This window comes from Mycobacterium cookii (genome assembly GCF_010727945.1).
Classification (GTDB): domain Bacteria; phylum Actinomycetota; class Actinomycetes; order Mycobacteriales; family Mycobacteriaceae; genus Mycobacterium; species Mycobacterium cookii.
This window is the reverse complement of record NZ_AP022569.1, coordinates 3,141,626-3,163,534: the sequence shown is the minus strand read 5'-3', so window position 1 is coordinate 3,163,534 and position 21,909 is coordinate 3,141,626. Positions and strand designations below refer to the sequence as shown.

At 66.4% G+C, this 21,909-nt stretch carries 8 protein-coding genes; 4 read left to right on the top strand and 4 right to left on the bottom strand.

Annotated features, from left to right (window positions below):
* Positions 1-39: 39 nt before the first annotated feature.
* The 3 genes from G6N27_RS14995 to G6N27_RS14985 all read right to left on the bottom strand — a co-directional run bounded on the left by G6N27_RS14995 (position 40) and on the right by G6N27_RS14985 (position 13,605).
* Complete coding sequence (locus tag G6N27_RS14995) at positions 40-891, bottom strand: class I SAM-dependent methyltransferase (RefSeq protein ID WP_163777088.1); 852 nt, start codon at positions 889-891, stop codon at positions 40-42.
* 65 nt (positions 892-956) lie between these two features.
* Positions 957-11,906: a type I polyketide synthase gene (locus G6N27_RS14990; RefSeq protein WP_163781845.1), complete on the bottom strand. Its 10,950-nt coding sequence runs from the start codon at positions 11,904-11,906 to the stop codon at positions 957-959.
* Positions 11,907-12,318: 412 nt separating this feature from the next.
* A complete protein-coding gene (locus tag G6N27_RS14985) occupies positions 12,319-13,605 on the bottom strand; it encodes a glycosyltransferase (protein WP_163777085.1) in 1,287 nt (428 codons plus the stop codon).
* A gap of 201 nt (positions 13,606-13,806) precedes the next feature.
* Between G6N27_RS14985 and G6N27_RS14980 the strand changes: the two genes are divergently transcribed.
* The 4 genes from G6N27_RS14980 (at position 13,807) to G6N27_RS14965 (ending at position 20,607) form a co-directional block, all read left to right on the top strand.
* Positions 13,807-15,999, top strand: coding sequence for an acyltransferase family protein (locus G6N27_RS14980; RefSeq protein ID WP_372513021.1), 2,193 nt, complete (start codon positions 13,807-13,809; stop codon positions 15,997-15,999).
* Between the two features lie 74 nt (positions 16,000-16,073).
* On the top strand, positions 16,074-18,269 hold the full coding sequence (locus G6N27_RS14975) for an acyltransferase family protein (protein WP_372513020.1): 2,196 nt from the start codon (positions 16,074-16,076) through the stop codon (positions 18,267-18,269).
* 38 nt (positions 18,270-18,307) lie between these two features.
* Positions 18,308-19,399, top strand: coding sequence for an NAD-dependent epimerase/dehydratase family protein (locus G6N27_RS14970; RefSeq protein WP_163777083.1), 1,092 nt, complete (start codon positions 18,308-18,310; stop codon positions 19,397-19,399).
* A 20-nt stretch (positions 19,400-19,419) separates the two neighbouring features.
* Entirely contained in the window at positions 19,420-20,607 is a 1,188-nt protein-coding gene (locus G6N27_RS14965) for an acyltransferase family protein (RefSeq protein ID WP_163777081.1), read from the top strand.
* A gap of 34 nt (positions 20,608-20,641) precedes the next feature.
* On the opposite strand, the gene G6N27_RS14960 is transcribed toward G6N27_RS14965, so the two are convergent.
* Positions 20,642-21,907 carry a glycosyltransferase gene (locus tag G6N27_RS14960; protein WP_163777078.1) on the bottom strand — a complete coding sequence of 422 codons (1,266 nt, stop codon included), beginning with the start codon at positions 21,905-21,907 and terminating at the stop codon, positions 20,642-20,644.
* Positions 21,908-21,909 lie beyond the last annotated feature (2 nt).

Sequence of the window (21,909 nt, the reverse complement as noted above, 5' to 3'; positions counted from 1 at the left end):
TGCCGCTGGATATTTGGGGCGCCGGGTATGAGATCCCGGCTAACCGGTCGAAGCGGATGTCGTCGGGGCGCGAAGCTGAGACCGTAGGATGCGGTACTCCAGCAAGCCCGCCCGCATTTGCTCGTAGATTGCCGACCCCGGTAGGGCGAGGAAGTTCGCCACTCGGGGATTTCCGTCGCCGTAGACCTGCTCCCAGTTATTGCTCGCTTGATCACGCGAGGCCAACACGTTGGCGGTGATGTCGCGGTCGTCTTCGACGGCGAAGCCCAGCGCCTTCAGGCGCATCCGTACGTAGTCCCAGTCCTCGGGGCTCAGGAAGTCGGTGTGCAGGAACCATGCCTCGGTGCGGCATATCCGGCGAACTTCACCCAGGAATTTCGGCAGGTTTCCATATGAATGTGAGGACTCGATGTTCAAGACGGCGTCGCATACCGCATCGCCGAGCGGAATGTTCAGCGCGTCGCCTACCTTGAAGTCGATCGAACTGCCGACATGCGTTTTTTCGCAGAATGCGATCGCTTCCGAGGACATGTCGATGCCGATGACGTGAGCGCTGAATTTCTCCGCGACGGTCCTGGAGTTACCCCCACGGCCACAGCCTATTTCGACGACCGTGCGATTGTTCAGGTCAAGCGAACCGATGACCTCGAACACCAGCCGCACCGAGTTGGCGTTGAAGGTGCCGTCGCGAATGACGAACGCGGACTCGTTGTCGGAATCCGTCGGAACGTAGCCGTAGTTCAAGAAAAACGACGAGTCGGCCACCCCGACCGCTTCCAGGCGGCGGCTCAGCAAGTTATAGAAGTTGCGCCATCCTCCGGCGGTCGTGGACAACAGGTCGTCGGCCAGGTGTGCCGACATTGCAACCGCGGGTTCGCTGCCGTTAGCCATTTTCTTGTCGCCTCAATCTAATCTGTGAGCATGGAAAGCGTTGCAGTACAGTCCTTTTCCGTCGATCACTGAGTGGATTCGGAGGCGTCGACGGTTTCCGCGCCGGCCGACTCCGGCACCTGACCGGCCAGGTACTCGGCGAGCGACCCGATCGTCGGGTAGTCGAACACCGCCGTGGCGCTGATCGTGAACGCGCCACCGAACTGGGGGAGTAACCGGTTGCTGAATTCGACCGCCATCAGCGAATCGGTACCCAACTCCAGGAATCTGCTGGTTGCGGCCGGCGGCTGCGCGAGCCGCAGGAAGTTCTGTACTTCGTGCCGCAGGTACTCGGTGAGGAAGCTGCCGCGCTCCATCTCGGGCACCTCGTGCAGTTGGCGGAGCAACTCGCTGTCGCCGTGCGTCGCCGCGCCGGCACTGGGAAGCACGTGGTCCAGAATCGACGGGCGAGAGCCACCCAGTCCCTTCGCGGCGCGCTGCCAGTTGGCTTTGATGACGGTCGCCTGCGTGATCCCGTGCGCGAGCACCTCGTCGAGCGCGTTGAGTGCGGCCGAGGGTTCCAGCGGAATCAGGCCTTGCGCACTGAGATTGGCGCGGGCGGCGTGCGAAGTGGCCATACCGCCCTTGGCCCAGGGACCCCAGTTGATGCCGGCCGCTGGCAGGCCCTGCGCCTCGCGGTCGGCGACCAGACCGTCGAGCAGCGCGTTGGCCGTTGCGTAGTTGGCTTGGCCGGGTGACCCGAGGACGCTGGAGGCCGACGAGTACACGACGAAGAATTCGAGGTCGTCGTTCTTCGTCAAGCGATGTAGGTGCCAGGCGCCCAACGCTTTTGGACCCAAGGTCGTCTGGAATCGATCCAGGCTCTGCTGCGACAACAGCGCGTCGTCGAGGACGCCCGCCAGGTGCGCCACCCCTGCCAGCGGCGGCAACTCCGCCCGGATTCGCTCCAGCAACCCGGCGACTTGCTGCTCGTCGCCGACATCGGCCACAAAGGTGTGGATCCGGCACCGGTAGCGCTCGGTGATGTCGTCGATCTCGCGTTGCGCGTCGGCGTCGGGCAGGTGCCGACCCGTCAACACGATGTCACCGGCCCCGAGCTGAGCCAGATGGGCGGCCGTGAACAGGCCCAGTGCACCGAGGCCACCGGTGATCAGGTAACTCCGATCACCCTTCGGCTGCAACGGCTTCGGCATCTGCAGGACGATCTTGCCGATATGCCGCGCCTGTTGCATGCGGCGGAACGCGGTCTTCGCCTCGGTCAGTGGATAGACCTCGGCCGCCAGCGGCAGCAGCTCGCCGCGGCCCATGCTGTCGGCCAGTTCGGCCAGCAACTTCCCGACCCGTTCGGGCTCCTCCTCGATGGTCGCGTCCAGCGCGACGATCTCGTAGGCGATGTCGGGACGGACCGCCGCCATCTGATCCGGCGTCCAGATGTCCCGCTTGGCGATTTCGGCGAACCGGCCGCCCTGCGCGGTCGCCCGCACCGTCGCGGCGATGAAGCCCTCGTTGGTCAGGCTGTTGAGCACCACGTCGACGCCGGCGCCCCCGGTGTCGGCCAGGATCTGGTCGGCGAAATCCGTACTGCGCGAGTCGTAGACGTGTTCCACACCCATCTTGCGCAACGTTGCGCGCTTGTAGGTGCTGGCGGTGGCGAAGACGGTCGCACCGCGCTGCTGGGCTATCTGGATCGCGGCCAGACCAACGCCACCGCTGGCGGCGTGGATGAGCACCCGATCACCAGGTCCCACCTGAGCCCAGTCGAACGCGAGCCGGGTGGTGAGCGCCCCGGCAGGTATCGTCGCCGCTCCGACCGCGCTGACACCGTTCGGCAACGGCGACAGGAACTGGGCGGGCACGTTGACCCGGGTGGTGAAGCAGCCCTGCATGAAGCCGAAGACGCGCTGGCCGACCTCGAAGCCGGTCACACCCTCGCCCACCTCGGTGACGATGCCGGAAAGGTCACCGCCGATCAGACCGGGATCGCCCGGATACAAGCCGAGCACGTTGAGCACATCCCGAAAGTTCAGCCCGGCGGCCTCCACCCGGATCTGCACCTGGCCCGCGCTCGGCGGGGCAACCGCCGTCTCGACCAGATGAAGGTTGTCGATCGCGCCGCGTTCGGTCGGCTCCAGAATGTAATCCGTTGCCCGCGGTATCGGGAGGTGACCGCTGCGCGCCCATGGCAGTAGCCGCGGCACCAAGTACTTGCCTTGTCGCAGTGCGAGTTCGGGCTCCTCCGCGGGCGTGCCGAGCAGGCCGGCCAGCAGTTGCCCGGCATCCTCGAAGCTGTCGCAGTCGACCAGCCTGCAACGCAGCGCCGGCTGCTCGGTGATGACGGTGCGCCCGAATCCCCACAGCGCCGACTGCACGGGATCGACCGGCTCGCCGGGTTCGGTCGCGACGGCTCGTTCGGTGACGATCCACAGTCCGCCGGTGAGTTTGACGTCGTGCTGCGACTGCAACGTGTGTACGACGGTGAGCAGCTGGTCGATCTCGCTCTCCAGCCGCGCGGTGAAGTCAGTGCTCGACTCTTCCACGCCGGGTCGCGCAGCGCTGCGCCACACGACGCCGGAGACCGGGGCACCGCCCTCCTCGGCCTGGGTGAACAGCCGCTTCCATAGCTCCGGATCGGTGGCATGGTCCACCGCGACGAAACCTGAATGCTTGGCGACCAGCTCGTCGAATCCGGCAATCAGCCAGGTGCCGTCGGCGATACCGGCAGTGCTGCCCGACGCCGGCGGCGCCACCTCCTGCCAGCCGAAGGTGTACAGGTTGCGGGTGGCGTCGCCGCCGAGTCCGCGCAACAACGCCTCCCGCGGCGCGCGTTTGACGGTGAACTCCCGAATCTCGCCGAGCTGGCGACCGTCCCGATCCACGAAATCGAGGTCGAAGACCTGCGTTTCGCTCTCGGTGCCGCCGCTCTGCCACCGTGCGCGGCAGTAGAACCGCTTCGGCAACTTCTCCCGCAGCACCACCCGCCCATATCGCAGCGGCAAGAACAGATCGGGCACCCCGGTTTCGGCTGCCGTGAGCACCGCGGGGAAGGCCGGGAACGCGATTCCGGTGCACAGGTCCAGCAGTACCGGGTGGATCGGCTCGGTGCCGAGCTGTTCGGCGAGTTCGTCGCCGATGGCGATATCGCCGACAGCCTCACCGTCACCGGCCCACAGCGATTTCAGCGACGTGGACCAGGTGGGACCCCACATCAGCTCCATGTCGGCGAAGGTGTCGAACAACTGCTGTGGACGGGTGCGCCCCAGCCGTTCGCATGCGGCGTCGATGGACTCGGTCGGCTCCGGCGCCGGCTCGTCGTCGAGGCCGGAGACGACCCGGCCGTCGGCGTTCAACGACCACTCGGCGTCGCGCTCGCCGTAGGGCCGGCTGTGCACCTGGAAGGTCCAGCCGCCCTCTTCGGCGACTGGGTGCACGGTCAGCTGCACCTCACGGGAAGTCTTGTCGCCCAAGATGATCGGCTCGTAGAAGAAGACGTTGCGCACCTGCGCCGGCGTTCCGACCGCGGCAAGCGCCATCGTGGCGTACGTCGCACCGGGAACGACGACGGTGCCGTAGATGACGTGATGCGACAGCCACGGTTGCGATTTGATCGACCACCGGCTGGTGTACACGGCGTCGCCGGAGGCGAGATCCTTGACGCTGCCGAGAATTCCGGACACCGCAGGACCGTCGACGCGGAAATCCGACGTCTTCGGCCAGAACCGACGGCGCTGGAAAGGATAGGTGGGCAGCTCAAGTGCATGCTGCCGATGATGCTGCAGCGCAGCGAAGTTCGGGCGATGCCCGGCGACGTAGACCGCGGCCAGGGCCTCGGCCATCTGACGCTGAGCGTCAGTGCCCTTGCGCAAGGAGACGACGGCACGCGGCGCGGCCGATGAATCCGGCCAGGCTTGCAGCGCCGCGCCGGTCAGCACCGGTTGCGGACCGATCTCCATCAACACTGAGCAGCCCAGTTTCGCCACGGCGTGCACGCTTTCGGCGAACTGCACCGGCTGCCGGGAATGCCGCCGCCAGTATTGGGCGTCCAGCGGGGTCTCGGCCGTGAGAACTGCGCCGGTGCGGTTGCACACCAAGGGCAGCGTCGGCACCGCGAATTCGAAACCCTTTGCGTAGGATTCGAATTCGTCGAGCGCGGGCTCCAGCAACTCGGAATGGAAGGCGTGGCTGGTGTCCAGCCAGGTGCACCGGATCTCGTCGGCGCTCAAGGTGGCGACGATCTTTTCCAGATCCGTGGCCGGGCCGGACAGCACCGTGTTGGGGCCGTTGTATGCGGCGACCGAAATCTGCGGGAAGTCCTCGGCGGCACGCTCCACCTGCCGCGGGTCGGCGAACACCGCCACCATCCGGCCACCCTCGGGCAGGTCGCCGAATAGGCGGCCGCGTTCGGCCATCAGGCGTGCCCCGTCCTCGAGGCTGAACACGCCGGCCACGCATGCCGCCGCGTACTGACCCACGCTGTGCCCGAGCACCACGTCGGGCTCGATGCCCCACGACTGCCACAGCCGCGCCAGGCCCATCTCGACGGCGAACAGCGCGGGCTGGGCAAACGAGGTGTGCCCCAGTCCCTTTCCGGGCTCGCCGGTATCGCCGTCGAGGTCGAAAAGGACGTCCAGCAACGGACGCGGCAACATCCCGTCCACAGCATCGGCGCATTGCTTCACCGTGTCGGCGAATACCGGCTCGGAGTCGAACAATTCGCGCGCCATGTCCGGGTATTGACTGCCCTGCCCGGTGAACAACCACGCTGTCTTCGGCGGGTCACCGCATACGCCACGTACCGCACCCGGGCCCAGCCGGTTCTCGGCCAACCCGGACAGAAGTTCGCGGGCGCCCTGAACAGAATCCACCACCAGCGCGGCCCGGTGTTCGAAATGCGAACGCCCGACCCCGGCGGTGAAGCACATATCGGTGATGTCGACGTCGGGGTGCGCCTCCAGCCAGGTCGCGTAGCGCTGCGCCAGCGACACCAGCGCCTCCGGCGAGCGGGCCGACAGCGGCAGCACGCCCACCGGTTCAGCTGTGGTGTCCGGCTCCCGCGCGGCGGCGGCGTCGTCGGAGTGCGGCGCCTCCTCGATCAGCACGTGTGCGTTGGTGCCGGAGAACCCGAAGGAGCTGGTGCCGGCGCGGCGCGGCCTGCCGTTGGCGTGCCATGGAATCTGCTTGTCCACCACCCGCACCGGCAGGGAGTCCCACGGAATGTTCGGCGACGGGTTCTCGAAGTGCAGGTTCTGCGGCAGCATCTCGTGCTGCAACGACAGCACGACCTTGATCAGGCCGGCGATCCCGGCTGCCGACTCGAGGTGCCCGATGTTGGTCTTCGCCGATCCGATCAGCAGCGGCCGGTCCGAGTCACGACCGGCGCCGTAGACCGCCGCGGCGGCCTGAACTTCGATCGGGTCGCCCAGCGAGGTGCCGGTACCGTGCGCTTCGAGATAATCGACATCCCGACCTTCGACACCGGCGCGGGCCAGGGTTGCGGCGATAAGCCGTTGCTGCGCACCGCCGTTCGGCACCGTCAATCCGCTGGACGCACCGTCCTGGTTGACCGCGCTGCCCCGGATGATCGCGCAGATCTGATCGCCCTCCCGCTCGGCGTCGCTGAGCCTCTTGAGCACCAGGATCCCGCAGCCTTCACTGCGCGCGTAGCCGTTGGCGGCGGCGTCGAAGGTCTTGCACCGGCCGTCGGCGGCCAGCATGCGGGCGCGTGATGTCGCCACGATGGACGCCGGGCTCACCAAGACGTTGACCCCACCGGCCAGCGCCATGTCGCAGTCGCCGGAATGCAACGCCTGGCAGGCCTGATGGACGGCCACCAGCGACGCACTGCAGGCGGTGTCCACCGCCATCGCGGGGCCCTCCAAACCGAGCGCGAACGCGACCCGGCCGGCAATGACGTTCAGTGCATTGCCGGTGATGAAATGTGCCTCGATGGTCTCGACCGAGTTGGCGTTCAGCAGTTGCGAGTACTCGTTGGCGGCCACACCCACGAAAACGCCGGTTCGACTGCCCCGCAGGGACGCAGGTGAATACCCCGCTCTTTCCAAGCCCTCCCAGGCGATTTCGAGCATCAGCCGCTGCTGCGGGTCCATCCACACGGCCTCACGCGGGGAGATGCCGAAGAACTCCGGATCGAATCCGTCGATGCTGTCGAGGTATCCGCCATAGCGCGTGTAGATCTTGCCCGGCGCCTCGGGATCGGGGTCGTAGTACTCGTCGACGTCGAAGCGGTCGTCCGGGATCTCCCGGATGGCATCGACACCGCCGGCCAGCAGGTCCCAGTACGCCTCTGGGTCAGGTGCTCCCGGGAAGCGGCAGGCCAACGCGACGATCGCGATCGGCTCGTCGCTGCGTGTCGTCATCACCGGATTGGGCTGGGCCGGCGCAGTGGCAGCGGCCGGTGCGCTGATGCTGAGGACGTCGTCGAGCAGGTAGTCGGCCACGTCGACCAGGCGTGGATAGTCCATCGCCAGCGTCGCCGGCAACTCCTTGCCGACGGCTCGCTCGACCCGCGTCCGCAGTTCGACGGCCATCAGCGAATCCATGCCGACGGCAAAGAAGCCGGCCTCGTCGCGGATCTCCGCCGCATCGATCCGGGTCACCTCCGCGACGACGTCGCGAAGATAGTCCACGACCAGCTTCTTGCGCTGCTGCACCGGAGCATTGGTGAGCCGCTCGACCAGCCGGGTGGCCCCCGCCGACGTCGGCGCCGACGCCGACTGGGGCACCTCACGCTGCAACTGCTCCAGGAACGACCGCTTGCCCGTCAATTGGTAGAGCGGCAGGAAGCTGGGCCAGTCGATCTTTGCGACGATCCCGTTTGTGGCGCCCCGTCCCGACGACGCCTGCATGAGCTCGGCCATCCCCGCCAGCGCGTCGGCGGGTGACAGCGTCCGGACCCCGCGCTTGTCCAGATGCGCACGGGCGTCCTCGTCGGCCATCCCCGCGGCCGCCCACGGCCCGAAGTTGACGCTGATTCCGGGAACACCGTGCTCACGCTGCCGCCACGCCAGCCCGTCGAGGAAGGCGTTGGCCGCGCCGTAGGCGGTCTGGCCGAAGCTGCCCCACACCGAGGCGATCGACGAGGTGCTCAGGAAGAAATCGAGTGGCAGGTCTGCGGTGGCTTCACTCAAACGCCAAGCGCCCCAGACCTTTCCGGAGAACACCCGGTCGATCTCGGCGTCGTCCAAGTCCTGCAACGGGGTGGTGCCGATCTCGCCGGCGGCGTGCACGATGCCGGCGAGTGGCGGTAGCTCGGCCTGCACGGTGGCCAGCAGGCGCGCGACGTCGCGCGGGCTGGCGACGTCGGCGGTGACGACCCGGACTGCGCAGCCGGACTGCTCCTGCAGCGCGTCGATGCGCTGCTGCGCAGCCTCGCTGGGTGCGCGCCGGCTGGTCAACACCAGGTGCCGGGCGCCGTGAGTGGCCAGGTATCCGGCAATCTCCATTCCGACCGCACCCAGCCCACCGGTCACCAGATATGTTGCGTCGTAGCGCAATTGCAGCGGTGTGGCGATGGGCTGCCCGGTGCGCCGAGTCAGCCGCGCAACGTAGACGGCTTGGTCCCGCAGCGCGATTTGATCTTCCCCACGCGGTGCCGACACCAGCTGGTCTATCAAGCGGGACCATTCATCGATACCACCGCCGGACAGATCGGCCAGTCCGCCCCACAGTCGCGGGTGTTCCAGCGAGGCGGCGCGACCGAATCCCCACAGGCAACTCTGCACCGGCGACACGGAGTCTGCACCTGTAACCCGTTGTGCTCCATGGGTTATCAGCCAGATCGGTGCGCGTAGTTCGGCGGCGGCCGCGGCGCGGAAGAGTCGGCGGGTGCCGCTCAGCACGTGGAATTGCATACGCTCCAGCGATTCCGTCGACGGTGCCGCGCCGGAGTCGAGGGCCGCGAGATTCAGGATGCGTAGATCGTCGGATGCCGACTCGCGCAACTCGGCTTCGAGGCGTTGCTCGTCGGCGTCGGATGCCGGCAGCCGGAGAATCCGATGGCGCTGGCCGCGTGCGGTCAGCGCGTCGACCAGCGGCTGGACTGCCTCGGCGTCGTCGCTGATGAGCAGCCAGGCGGGCTCGTCGCCCTGCGCGGCGGGGGCCTTGGCGGGCGTGGCAGCGGATTTCTCCCAGCGAATCTCGTAGCGGGAGTCGGTGATGGACTGCGCGTTACGCTGCTGGTTATGTTGAGCGGCAAGCTGTTTCAACAGGTCGAGGGCCTGCTCATTGGCGCTTGCGCCGTCGAGGAGCGCAGCGAGTTCGTCGATCCGGCCGTCCTCGAGAAGCCGGACGGTATCGGTGCGCATCGCGTGGGTCTCGTCGGGGGCCTGAACGTGCTTGACCCGCTGCTCGCGGAACCAGTACTGGCGATGCTGGAACGGGTAGGTGGGCAGGTCGAGCTTGCGCGCCGGTGCCTGCTGCAGGGCGCCGAAGTCCGGCACGTGGCCGACGATGTAGGCGTTGGCGAGGGCTTCGGTGATCTGACGTAGGTCGGCGGTGTTTTTGCGCAACGACGGGATCGCGCGTGGCGCCGTGGCCGGGTCGGGCCAGGCCCGCAGGGCCGCGGCGGTGAGCACCGGTTGCGGACCGATCTCCAGCAGCATTGTGCAGTGCAGATCGGCCAACGTGCGCACACTCTTGGCGAACTCGACCGGCTGCCGGGCGTGGCGGCGCCAGTAAGCGCCGTCCAGCTTCGCGTTTCTGCCGAGCGCGGCGCCGGTTCGGTTGCACACCAAAGTCCTTTGCGGCGGGCCGAATTCGAACCGGTTCGCGTACGACTCGAACTCGTCGAGGATGGGATCGAGCAGCGCCGAATGGAAGGCGTGGCTGGTGTCCAGCCAGTCGCACCGGACACCGTCGGCTTCCAGCCTGGCCACCGCCTGTTCCAGATCCTGCGAAGGTCCGGACAGTACCGTGTTGGCACCGTTGTAGGCGGCCACCGACAGACTCGGGAATTCGTCGGTCAGGCTCTCCACGCGCTCGGCGGCGGCGAAGATCGCGACCATCCGTCCGCCTGCGGGCAAGCTGCCGAACAGGCGGCCACGCTCGGCCATCAACAGCGCACCGTCTTCGAGGCTGAACACGCCCGCGACGCAGGCCGCCGAATACTGGCCGACGCTGTGGCCCAGCACCACGTCGGGCTCGAAGCCCCAGGACTGCCAAAGGCGGGCCAGGCCCATCTCCACCGCGAACAACGCGGGCTGGGCGTAGGAGGTCTGCCGCAACGTGTCTTGGTTGTCGGGGCCGTCGGTCTCGAAAATGACGTCCAGCAGCGGCCTTTCGAGAACGTCGGCCACCACCGCCGCACACCGGGCCATGGTTTCGGCGAACACCGGTTCGGTCTCGAACAACTCCCGCGCCATGCCCGGGTACTGGCTGCCCTGACCGGTGAACAACCACGCGGTCCTCGGTTTGTCGGCGCACTCTCCCCGCACCAGTCCCGGCGCCGGGCGATCGTCGGCCAGCGCGGCGAGTGCCTCGCGCGCGGATTCCGTCGAATTCACCACCAACGCGGCCCGATGCTCGAGGTGCGATCGCCCGACCCCGGCGGTAAAGCACACGTCGGCCAGCGAGGCTTCGGGGCGGTCGGACAGCCAATCGCGATAGCTCTGCGCGAGCTCCGCCAAAGCTTCCGGGCTGCGCGCGGAGAGCGGCAACACGCTGAACCGCCGGTCATCGGAGGGCGCCGCAGCAAGCTGGCCTGCCGCCTCGGGTGCTTCCTGGACGATGATGTGCGAGTTGGTCCCGGAGAACCCGAACGAACTCACCCCGGCAATGCGAGGTCGTCCGTTGCGGGTCCAGGGGAGGGTCTGGTCCACAACGCGCACCGGAAGCCGATCCCACGGGATGTGCGGCGACGGCTTCTGGAAGTGCAGGTGCTTGGGCAACTCCTCGTGCTCGAGCGACAGGATGACCTTGATCAGGCCCGCGATCCCGGCGGCTGCCTCCAGGTGCCCGATATTGGTCTTGACCGACCCGATCAGCAGCGGCTGGTCGGCGTCGCGGCCGTTGCCGAGTGCGGCGCCGGCGGCTTGGACTTCGATCGGATCGCCCAGCGATGTTCCGGTGCCGTGCGCCTCCAGATAGTTGACATCGCCGGCCGCGACACCGGCGCACTGCAGCGCCTCGTTGATGACACGTTGCTGGGCGACGCCGTTCGGGACCGTCAAGCCACCCGATGCGCCGTCCTGGTTGACCGCGCTGCCCCGGATCACCGCCCGAATCCGGTCGCCGTCGCGGATCGCGTCCTCGAGGCGTTTCACGACGATGACACCGCAGCCCTCGCCGCGCACGTAGCCGTCGGCGGCGGCGTCGAAGGTCTTGCACTTGCCGTCCGGGGCCAGCATGTGCGCGTGCGAGAACGTCATCGCGGTCTTCGCGCTGAGCAACACGTTGACGCCGCCGGCCAGCGCGAGGTCACATTCGCCGAACCGCAGCGCCTGGCATGCCTGGTGCACTGCCACCAACGACGAGCTGCACGCCGTGTCGACGGTGACCGCCGGACCCTGCAACCCCAGCCCGTAACTGATCCGGCCCGCTCCCGCGGCGGCCGACGTCCCGATCGCCACGTACGCCTCGATCTCGGCGTAGCTCAGCTGTTCGGAGATCAATCCCAGGTAGTCATGGGTGCCCAGACCCATGAACACACCGGTCTGGGTGTTCGCCAGAGCCGACGGCGCGGTGCCCGAATGCTCCACTGCCCGCCAGGCCGTCTCCAGCAACAGCCGGTGCTGCGGGTCGATCAGCATCGTCTCCCGCTTCGACAACCCGAAGAACGGCGCGTCGAACCCCGCTACGTCATCGATGAAGCCGGCCCGGCGGCTGACGATCTTCCCGGGTGCGTCGGGGTCCGGGTCGAAGAATTCCTCGACGTCCCACCGGTCGGCGGGCACCTCGGACACCGCATCGCGACCTTGCTGCAGCACCTCCCAGAACTCGTCTGCATCGGCGGCGCCCGGAACGCGCAGCGCATAGCCGACTACGGCAAAACCCCCACCCATCCCCTGTGATTCATGTGCCCGCGCGGGTGTCTCGATTGTCAAGTGGGCGTCCTCTCTGAGCTGGGGTTATTCAATCGGCCTGGTAGGCGTGGTGGCCGGGGCTGCTGCATGCTGCGCAGCACTGGGTGACCGGACCCGTCGAATTTGCGGTGCGGCTTACGCGCCGGCTGCTTTACGGAAAAGCACCCGCCAGTCGGTTGCTACGTCGGCGAAGGCCGGTCACGAGCGGTGTTGCTCCTCGTCGTTGAGAAGAAGGCAGATCATTGCCGCTGTCGGCATCGGACGGGCTGTCCCCACCGCGCCATCACACCGACTATCTGACATGAGTAGAACAAGTTCCAAACCATACTTGAGGCCCTGAAACCGATCCAGAGTTTCGGCAAAAGAATCCGAAAGCTGGATGTGACCCGGCTCACACGCTCCGTTCCGTACGACCGGTACGGGCGAGACGGGCGAAATCCTCCAGCCGGTCAGCGGCGGCGGCAGCGCTTTTGGCGGGCTCGGTGATCCGGGTGGCGAGCTCGCGAGCCCGGGACACGTAGTCCGGCCCGAGGATCAGGCGCAAGTCGTGGACCAACGCCTCCTCGGTCGCGGTCGAAAAGCGCCGGGCGCTACCCACCTTCAACCGTTTGACAGCAGCTCCGTAAACCGCGTGAACCATGTCCCAGAACAGGATCAGCTGGGGGACGCCGGCGCGCATCGCGATGGGCGTCGTGCTCGAGCCGCCGTGGTGGACGACCGCACGACAGGCGGGGAAGACGGTGGCGTAATTCATCGTGCCGACCACTTTTACGTGCTCGAAGTGGGGGACGTTACCGAAGTCGGTGCCGGCTGCACCGATCAGCGCCCGCTCACCCAACCGCGCACAGGCCGCGGCGATCATCGCAATGGTGTCGCTCGGAGATTCGACCGGAATGCTGCCGAACCCGAAGTAGATCGGCGGCGTGCCCGCGGCGATCCACGACGCGACTTCGTCGTCGGCAGCCGTCGCCAACTCGAGCGTCAGCGTGCCCACGAACGGTCGTTGACAGTCCCACTTCGCCCACTCGGCCGCCAGCCCGGGAAAGCACGCCTCGTCGTAGGCCTGGATTTCCAGCGACCCGCGTTCGGTGATCCGCCGCGGCGCGGAGCCGGTTGCTTTCGGCAGGCCGAGTTCACGGCGCTGGGCGTCCTCCGCCTTCTTCATTCCGCGCCAGGTCACCCACCAGAACGCTGCCACTGCCGCGCGGGCCAACGGCGCCGGCAGAAATCGCAGGGTCTGGCCGTTGGGCCGCAACGGGAAATAGTGCAACGTCGCCAGCGGAATGTCGTAGTGCTCGGCAACATTGGCGGCGGCGTCCTCGAAATTGATGCCGGTGAAAAGCAGGTCGGCCCCGTCTGCCAGCGACATCAGCGTGGTGCTCATCTCCTGCCATCCCCGAAGCAGCGGTGCCGCGATGTCGAGTCGCGACCTGACCAGCTTCCGAACCCTCCAGGGGTGGCTGAAGAAACACGTCCAGAACTCCCGATGCGAGTCCAGAATCGACCGCGCTTCCGGTCCGAAGCCGACTGCCGGGACCCCCGCTGCCTCCGTGAAATCGACCAGGTCGGGCGGGACGGCCATGCACACGTCGTGACCGCGCCGAACCAACTCGCGGCCGACGGCGAGGTTGGGCTCGACGTCGCCGCGGCTGCCCCAACTGGCCAGCACGAATTTCATCGCCTCGCCCGCCCCTGCGTTGGCAGCACAGCCACGGGCGACGTCCAAGTTCCCGGCCTCGAAAAGGACAACCTTCGGACCGCCTTTCGTCCGCTCGTTGACAGACCAAGGGCTACAAGCTCCCGAGCCGAGAACATACCAACCTGTTGTACAGCTGTGTGATAATCCCTCGATCCGAAACCGCGTCCTCTTCCTGAGTAGGTGACCGTGCGCCAGGCCGACAGCATCAGCCCTGCTCAAGATTTGCGGGGCCGGCGCTCGGAACAGAAGCGGTTTCGCCCGGACATCGAGGGTCTGCGCGCGGTCGCGGTGTTGGCCGTTGTCCTGTTCCACGCCGAGGTTCCGGGTGTGGGTGGGGGATACGTCGGCGTGGACGTGTTCTTCGTCATCTCGGGCTTTTTGATCACCGGGTTGCTGTGGCGCGAAGCGAACACCACCGGCACCGTCCGGTTGCGTAGTTTCTACGGGGCCCGGGCCCGTCGACTGCTGCCGGCATCGGCCACCGTCGGCGTCGTCACCATGGGCGCCTCGGTCGTCTTGTTGCCGGCGCTGCAGGTCAAAAGTGTCATTTGGGATGGCATCACCAGTGCGCTGTACGTCGGCAATTACTGGTTCATCATGCGAGGCGTCGACTACTTCGCCAGCCACAAGGCGCTGTCGCCTTTTCAGCATTATTGGTCGCTGGGCGTTGAGGAGCAGTTCTACCTGGTATGGCCCGCGTTGATCATCGGGACGGCGTGGTTGATCCGGCGGGTGCGTCGGCGCACCCGTGCCGAGGCGACTTCGTCACAGCGCCCGTATCTGGTGGTGCTTGCCCTGACTGCGGTTGTCTCGTTCGCGCTGTCCTTGGCGGCCACGCCACTGGCACCCCCGGTGGCGTTTTTTTCGCTGCCCACCCGAGCCTGGCAGCTGGCTATTGGCGGGCTGGTGGCCCTCACGGTGGGCCGATGGCAGCGACTCTCGCCCCGAGCGGGCGCGATCACCGGATGGGCGGGGCTGGCGCTGATCCTGCTGGCTTGCGGCGGGTTGAGCAGCGCCACGTTGTACCCGGGTATCGCTGCGCTCTTGCCCACTGTCGGCGCGGCGCTGGTGATCGCCGCGGGCTGTGCCTCGCCGGAGGGGGGCTGTGGGCGCGTGCTCGGGTTGTCGCCGATGCGCGCGATCGGCCGGATTTCTTACTCGTGGTATCTCTGGCACTGGCCTGTTCTGCTGCTCGTACCGGCGCTGCTGGGCCACCCGCTGGGGCTGGCCGCCAGGGTCGCGGCCGCCTTGCTCGCCGGTGGGCTGGCGCTGCTCACCCTGCGTTTCATCGAGAACCCCTTGCGGTTCGCCGCACCGATTCGTCGTTCTCCCGGCCGTAGTCTTGCGTTGGGCGGTGCCGCCACCGCGGTCGCGGTGTGTGTGGGCTTGGCGCTGCTGCACGTGGTGCCTACGCCGATCGGGCGCGGGACGCCGGCGGCGGCGCTGAAGGTCACCACAGCCCCGGTGCCTGCCGGCGCTGGACTGGCCGCTTACGACGCCGCGGCACAGCGCGCGGTTGCTCAGGTGCAGGCGGCGGTTGCGGCGTCGGTCGACATCAAAGCCGTGCCGTCGAATCTGGACCCGTCGTTTGCCGACGTGGAAGCCGAACAGAAGGCCTACATGGGCAGCGGCTGCCTTCGCACGCCCACGCAAGGCGGCCAGCCGGAGTGCGCGACGGGTGATACCGAGTCGACGACGACGGTGGCCGTGGTCGGCGATTCACATGCCGCGATCTGGAATCCGGCGTTCAAGCAAGCCGCGGCAGACCGGCATTGGCGGCTGGAGACTCTGGCCAAGGCGGCCTGCCCGCTGATGGACCTGCGCGTCACCAACTCCTTCCGCCCCTTGGTTGAGCTCCTCGAGCACTGTGAGCAGTGGCGCGCTGAGATCATGACCCGGCTGCGCGCCGAGCACCCGAGGCTGGTCGTCGTGAGCGCGTTTCGGGGCTACGGCGCCGACGAATCGATGACGGGTTTCAACGCATACGACCCGACGTGGATCGATGGCCTGACCCGAATCGTGCAGCAGCTGCGCAGCATCGGCGCCAAGGTGCTGGTGCTCGGTCCGGTGCCGGATCCGCACTTTGATGTGCCGACGTGCCTGTCCGCGCACCTCGATGACGTGACGGCCTGCTTGCCGCGCAGGTCGAAGGCGGTGAACGAGTCCGGCATTGCGGCGGAGTCCGCCGCGGCCAAAGCCGGCGGTGGGCAGTATGCGGACGTCACCGACCTGTTCTGCACCGCCGACCGCTGCCCGGTGATCGTCGGCAACACCTTGATCTATGTCGACTCGAGTCACCTGACGTTCGAATACTCCCGACTGCTGGCACCGGTCATGGGGGCACTGGCGGACCGCGCGCTCGCCCACGGATGACGAGTTGCGAGACACCTATTGAACAGGCGTGTGATAATGCGTCGACTCGCGCCACGCATCCCATCAGTTAGTGAGTGACCTTGCACCAGACCGGAAGCTTCAGCCCGACCGAGCGGGCGCAAAGTCGGCGCTTAGCGCAATCCGGGTTTCGGCCGGACATTGAGGGCTTGCGCGCTGTCGCGGTGTTGGCCGTTGTCCTCTTCCACGCCGCGGTGCCGGGCCTGGGTGGGGGATACGTCGGCGTGGACGTGTTCTTCGTCATCTCGGGATTCCTGATCACCGGACTGCTGTGGCGCGAAGCGAACACCACGGGAACCGTCGGCCTGCGCCGCTTCTATGGCGCGCGGGCCCGCCGACTGCTGCCGGCATCGGCCGCGGTCGGAGTCATCACCTTGATCGCCTCGGCTCTCCTGTTACCACCGCTGCGGGCCCGCACCGCCTTCGGAGACGGCATCACCAGCGCGTTGTATGTCAGCAACTACCGGTTCCTGCTACAGGGCGTCGACTATTCAGCCCCCTCTATGCCGCTGTCCCCGTTCCAGCACTACTGGTCGTTGGGCGTCGAGGAGCAGTTCTACTTCGTGTGGCCGGCGTTGATCCTCGGGACGGCGTGGTTGATCCGGCGGGTGCGTCGACGCACGCGGGCCGAGGCGACCTCCTCACAGCGCCCATATGTGGTGGTCCTTGCGCTGGTCGCGGCTATGTCCTTGACGCTGTCGCTGGTGGCGTCTTACTGGGGGCCATTTATTGCGTTCTTTTCGCTGCCCACCCGGGCTTGGCAGTTGGCCATCGGCGGCCTGGTGGTCCTGACGGCCGACCAGTGGCGACGACTCCCGCCACGGACGGGCGCGATCGCGGGATGGACCGGGCTGGCTTTGATCCTGCTGGCCTGCAACCGCTTCAGCACGGACACACTGTATCCGGGTTTCGCTGCGCTGTTGCCGACCGTTGGCGCGGCGCTGGTGATCGGCGCCGGCTGCGCCGCACCTGTCCACGGATGCGGCCGCCTCCTGGGGGTGTCGCCGATGCGCGCGATCGGCCGGATCTCCTACTCGTGGTACCTGTGGCACTGGCCGGTGCTGGTGCTCGCCCCACTATTGATCGGCCACCCGTTGGGGCTGGCCGCCAGGCTGGCCGCGGCCATGATCTCTGGCGGGCTGGCAGTACTCACCCTGCGTTACATCGAGAACCCGTTGCGTTTCGCCGATCCGATTCGCCGCTCTCCCGGGCGCAGTCTGGCGTTGGGCGGTGTCGCCACCGCGGCCGCGGTCGGCGTCGGGCTGGCGCTGCTGGTCGTGGTGCCTAACCCCGTCGGCCGCGGCGCGCCCACGGCAGCCCCGACCGTGGCCGAGGCGCCGACCCCTGCCGGGTCCACGATGGGCGCCTACGACGCGGCGCTGCAGCACGTGACCGCTCAGGTGCAGGCCGCGGTCGCGGCGTCCGCCGACCTGAAAGTCGTTCCGTCGAACCTGAATCCGCCGCTTGCCGACGCGGCGGCCGAACTTAACACCATGTTCGTCGGCGGCTGTATGCGTAATGCGTGGCAAGTCACAGCGTCTGATTGCGCGACGGGCGATATTGCTTCGACGACGACGACGACGGTGGCGGTGGTCGGCGACTCCCATGCCGCGATGTGGAATCCGGCGTTCCACAAGCTCGCCGAGAAGCGACACTGGCGGCTCGAGATGCTGACCAAAGCGGGCTGTCCGTTGATGGACTTGCCGATTGACAGCGACACACTTCACCGGGAGTACACCGAGTGCGAGCAGTGGCGTGGTCACGTCATGGCCCGGTTGCGCGCCGAGCACCCGCGGCTGGTCGCGATCACCATGGCGCGGGCGTACGGTACCGAGAATGGCTTTCCGGAGCCTTTCACCTCCTACGACTCGGCGTGGATCGAGAGTCTGACCCGCCTCGTGCACCAGGTTCGCAGTGCCGGCGCCGAGGTTCTGGTGCTCGGGCCGACCCCGGATCCACACTCAGTGGTGCCGATCTGTCTGTCCGGGCACCTCGATGACGTGACGGCCTGCTCGCCGCCAAGGTCGACCGCGGTAAACGAGCGCGGCATCGCGGCCGAGTCCGCGGCTACCAAAGCCGGCGGCGGACAATACGCCGACCTCACCGGGCTGTTCTGCACCACCAACCGCTGCCCGGTCATCGTCGGAAACACTCTCGTCTACCAAGACAACGGGCACCTGACGACCGAGTACGCCCGGCTGCTGGCACCGGTCATCGGGGCGCTGGCCGACCGCGCGCTGGCCCGCGGTTGACCCAGAGGAACCGGAGGCATTCAGGCATGTCAACATCCGTGCTCATCACTGGCGGGGCAGGGTTCATCGGGTCGGCCCTTGCGCGCCGTCTCGTCAATGTAGGTTACGACGTCGCCGTGATGGATTTGCTGCACCCGCAAGTGCACGGCGATCATCCGGCGATCGAGCTGCCGCCATCGGTGCGGTTGTTCACCGGTGACGTCACGCATGGGCCTGATTTGGACGCTGTGCTTCGGTTGTTTCAACCTTTACAGATCGTCCATTTGGCAGCCGAAACCGGAACGGCGCAGTCGCTTTCGGAGGCGACGCGGCATGGTTCGGTGAACGTGGTGGGAACGACTCAACTCCTTGATGCGCTGAGCCGCGCAGGACACGTGCCCGACCAACTCGTCTTGGCATCGTCGAGAGCTGTGTACGGCGAAGGTGCTTGGCAGTGCGGCTCTCAGATCTTCTATCCGCAGCCCCGCAGCCATGCGCAGCTTGTGGCTGGGATCTGGGATCCGCAAGGGCTCACGGAGGATTCGGCAGTTCCGCTCGCGAGCTGTGCCGGTCGAACGGAGCCTCGGCCGACCAATATCTACGCAGCGACCAAACTCGCCCAAGAGCACATCTTGGCCGCCTGGACGGCCGCGCACGACACCAACCTCAGTGTGTTGCGGCTGCAGAATGTCTACGGGCCTGGCCAGTCGCTGACGAATTCGTACACCGGAATAGTCGCTCTTTTCGCGCGGTTGGCAGGCGAGCAGCACGCGTTGGAAGTCTATGAAGACGGACGGATCGTGCGCGATTTCGTCTATATCGACGACGTCGTCGAGGCGCTGTTCGCTGCGATAGAAAGGCCTGCAGCGCAGCCACGCTGCGTCGACATCGGGTCCGGTATCCCGACGACCATCCACGAGCTGGCTCAACAGATCGCCGCCATTTGTGGTGCGCCGGAACCCATCGTCGTGGGGAAATTCCGCGACGGTGACGTGCGTGCCGCACGATGCGACATCGGTCCGGCAACAAAGGAACTCGGCTGGCACCCGAAGTGGACGCTCGAAGATGGCCTGCGTGCTCTCTTAGATTGGATCGGCGGACGGTCCGAAATTGTGTCGAGCATTAGCGAGAAAATGCAGTTCTCCCGGTGAAGGTCTAGAGGTCCCCTGCAATGACCACGGACCCAAAAATCGCTCGCGTCGAAAATGCTAACGATCACCGGCCGAAGCCTGCGGCGAGAGGTACGAGCCTCGGCGAGGAATTCGATCCCCGAAGCAACGCGCTCAACGCCTGGCGGTTAACGCTGGCGATGGGTGTCATCCTCTGGCACTCTTGGCCGGTCGCGGGCCGCCAGGTGTCGTTCGCGCCGGCTCACCAGCTACTTAGAGACGCATGGGTAGATGGCTTCTTCGCAGTCTCAGGATTTCTCATCACGTGGAGTTGGTTCAGACACCCCCGGGTCCGCGACTACTTCCTCGCCCGAGGTCTACGAATTCTCCCTGGGTTGTGGATCTGCCTGATCATCACCGCGGTCGTCATGGCTCCGATCAGCGTTGCGATACAGGGCGGCTCAGCCGTGAAGCTGCTGTTTTCCCGTGCCACAGTCGAGTATGTCTTCGAAAACAGCGCAATCTTGCTGTTAAAACAAGACATCGGCGGAACACCGAGCGGGGTCCCGGTGCCGGGGATTTGGGATGGCCCTGTCTGGACCCTCTCATGGGAGGTGTTGTGCTACATCGCTATTGCGGGCCTTGGTCTAGCCGGGCTGCTGCGTCGCCGGTGGTTCATCCCTACGGCATTGGCAATGGCGGTGTTGTGGTCGCTGCTGCTGCCGCCGTGGGGGGTCTTCGCTGACGTGATCGAGGCGCAACGCCGCATCGAAGACCCTGCGACCGCGGCGTTGCTCGTGCAGGCGATCGCCGCGCGTTTCCTTGTCATGTTTCTGGCTGGAGCATTGCTTTATAAGTTTCGGAACGCGATTCCCGCTCGATGGTCACTCGTCGCGCTGAGCGTGGTTATCGTTCTGGCGGCCAGCTTTCTACCGAATTACCGCATGGTCGCGGCCGTTCCGTTGGCCTACGCCATCATCGTTTCAGGTGCCCTCATTCACAACAAGCGCTTGAGGCTACGGACGGATCTGTCCTACGGCGTGTACATCTATGCGTGGCCGGTGCAGCAGTTCCTGGTCATCTGTGGGCTTCGCATTTTGAATCCTTTTGTATTCGCGCTCGTTTCAGCTGCCGGCACCTTGCCGCTAGCAGCGCTGAGCTGGTTTCTGGTTGAGAAGCCGGCGATCGCTCTCAAATCTCGTCTTATGCGCCGAAGCATCGGTTCAGCGGGGAACCGTCAGCCTGGATAACCGGTTCCCGATCCTGACGGCGCGAAGCTGCTGATTAGCCAACACACCGCAGGCGGGCGTGGCTTTCCACGAGATCGGCGGTGGCCGAGATACTTTCGGCTGGTTTGGTCATCTGGGTGGCTGCCTCGCGGGCTCGTGCGACGTATTCCGGGGCCAGGATCTGTCGCAGGTCCGCGACCAGGGATTCTTGAGTGGTGCTCGAAAAGCGCCTCATGGTACCCACTTTCATTCGTTTGATGAAAGCTCCCCGCATTTGGCGATCAGGCGTAGCCCAGAGGACCAACGAGGGGACACCGGCACGCAGCCCCGCAGCAGTGGTGCCCGCGCCACCATGGTGCACGACCGCGCGGCAGGCAGGAAAGATCGCCGCGTAATTTATCAGGCCAACCACCTTGACGTGATCGCCGTAGGGGATATTGCTGAAGTCGCTCAAGCCGGCGCAGATCAACGCCCGCTCACCCAGCTGCGCGCAAGCCGCACTGATCATGGCGATCGTGTCGGACGCAGCGTCGATCTCCATGCTGCCAAATCCGAAGCAAATCGGCGGCGTCCCCCCGGCAATCCACGATGCGACCTCCTCGTCAGCCTCCGTCGGTAACTCCATCGTCAGCGTGCCGACAAAAGGCCGCTGGGCGCCCCACTTCGCCCATTCCGCTGCCAGTCCCGGAAAGCACACCTCGTCGTACGCCTGGATCTCGAGCGCTCCGCGTTCGGTGACTCTCAACGCCGCAGGGCCCGCGGCCTTTGGCAGGCCCAACTCACGTCGCTGCGCCTTCTCGAATCTGCCTAGCAAGCCCAGGGCGAGCCACCAGTAGGCGATCATCAGCGAGCGGCCCACCGGCGCCGGCAGATACGGCAGGAGCTGGCCGTTGGGCCGCATCGGGAAGTAGTGCAGCGTGGCCATTGGAATGCCGTAATACTCCGCGATGTTGGCTGCGCCGTCCTCGAAAACCAGGCCGGTGAATAGCAGATCCGCCCCATCCGCCTCCGACATCAGCGTCTTGCTCATCTGTGACCAGCACTGGGTCGAAAGCTCCCAGTTTTCGCGCCACAACCTGGGCAGATCCTTGACGTGTCGCGGGAAATCCTTGAAAAGGTTCGTTCCGAGCTCCTTGTCCAGGATCGCCTGCGAATCCGGTCCGTAGGCGACGGCCGCAAGCCCAGCCGCCTCGGCGAAGCCGATGTGATCGGGTGGGACGGCAATGCGCACGTCATGCCCTCGGCGCACCAGCTCCTGGCCGACAACGACGGAAGGCTCGACATCGCCACGAGTTCCGTAGGCGGCCAGCACGAATTTCATCG

Excerpts from the sequence above, each read along its gene's own strand:
- G6N27_RS14960 (WP_163777078.1), bottom strand. The coding sequence starts at position 21,907 with ATGAAATTCGTGCTGGCCGCCTACGGAACTCGTGGCGATGTCGAGCCT.
- G6N27_RS14985 (WP_163777085.1), bottom strand. The coding sequence starts at position 13,605 with ATGAAATTCGTGCTGGCCAGTTGGGGCAGCCGCGGCGACGTCGAGCCC.
- G6N27_RS14965 (WP_163777081.1), top strand. The coding sequence starts at position 19,420 with ATGACCACGGACCCAAAAATCGCTCGCGTCGAAAATGCTAACGATCAC.
- G6N27_RS14990 (WP_163781845.1), bottom strand. The coding sequence starts at position 11,906 with ATGGGTGGGGGTTTTGCCGTAGTCGGCTATGCGCTGCGCGTTCCGGGC.
- G6N27_RS14995 (WP_163777088.1), bottom strand. The coding sequence starts at position 891 with ATGGCTAACGGCAGCGAACCCGCGGTTGCAATGTCGGCACACCTGGCC.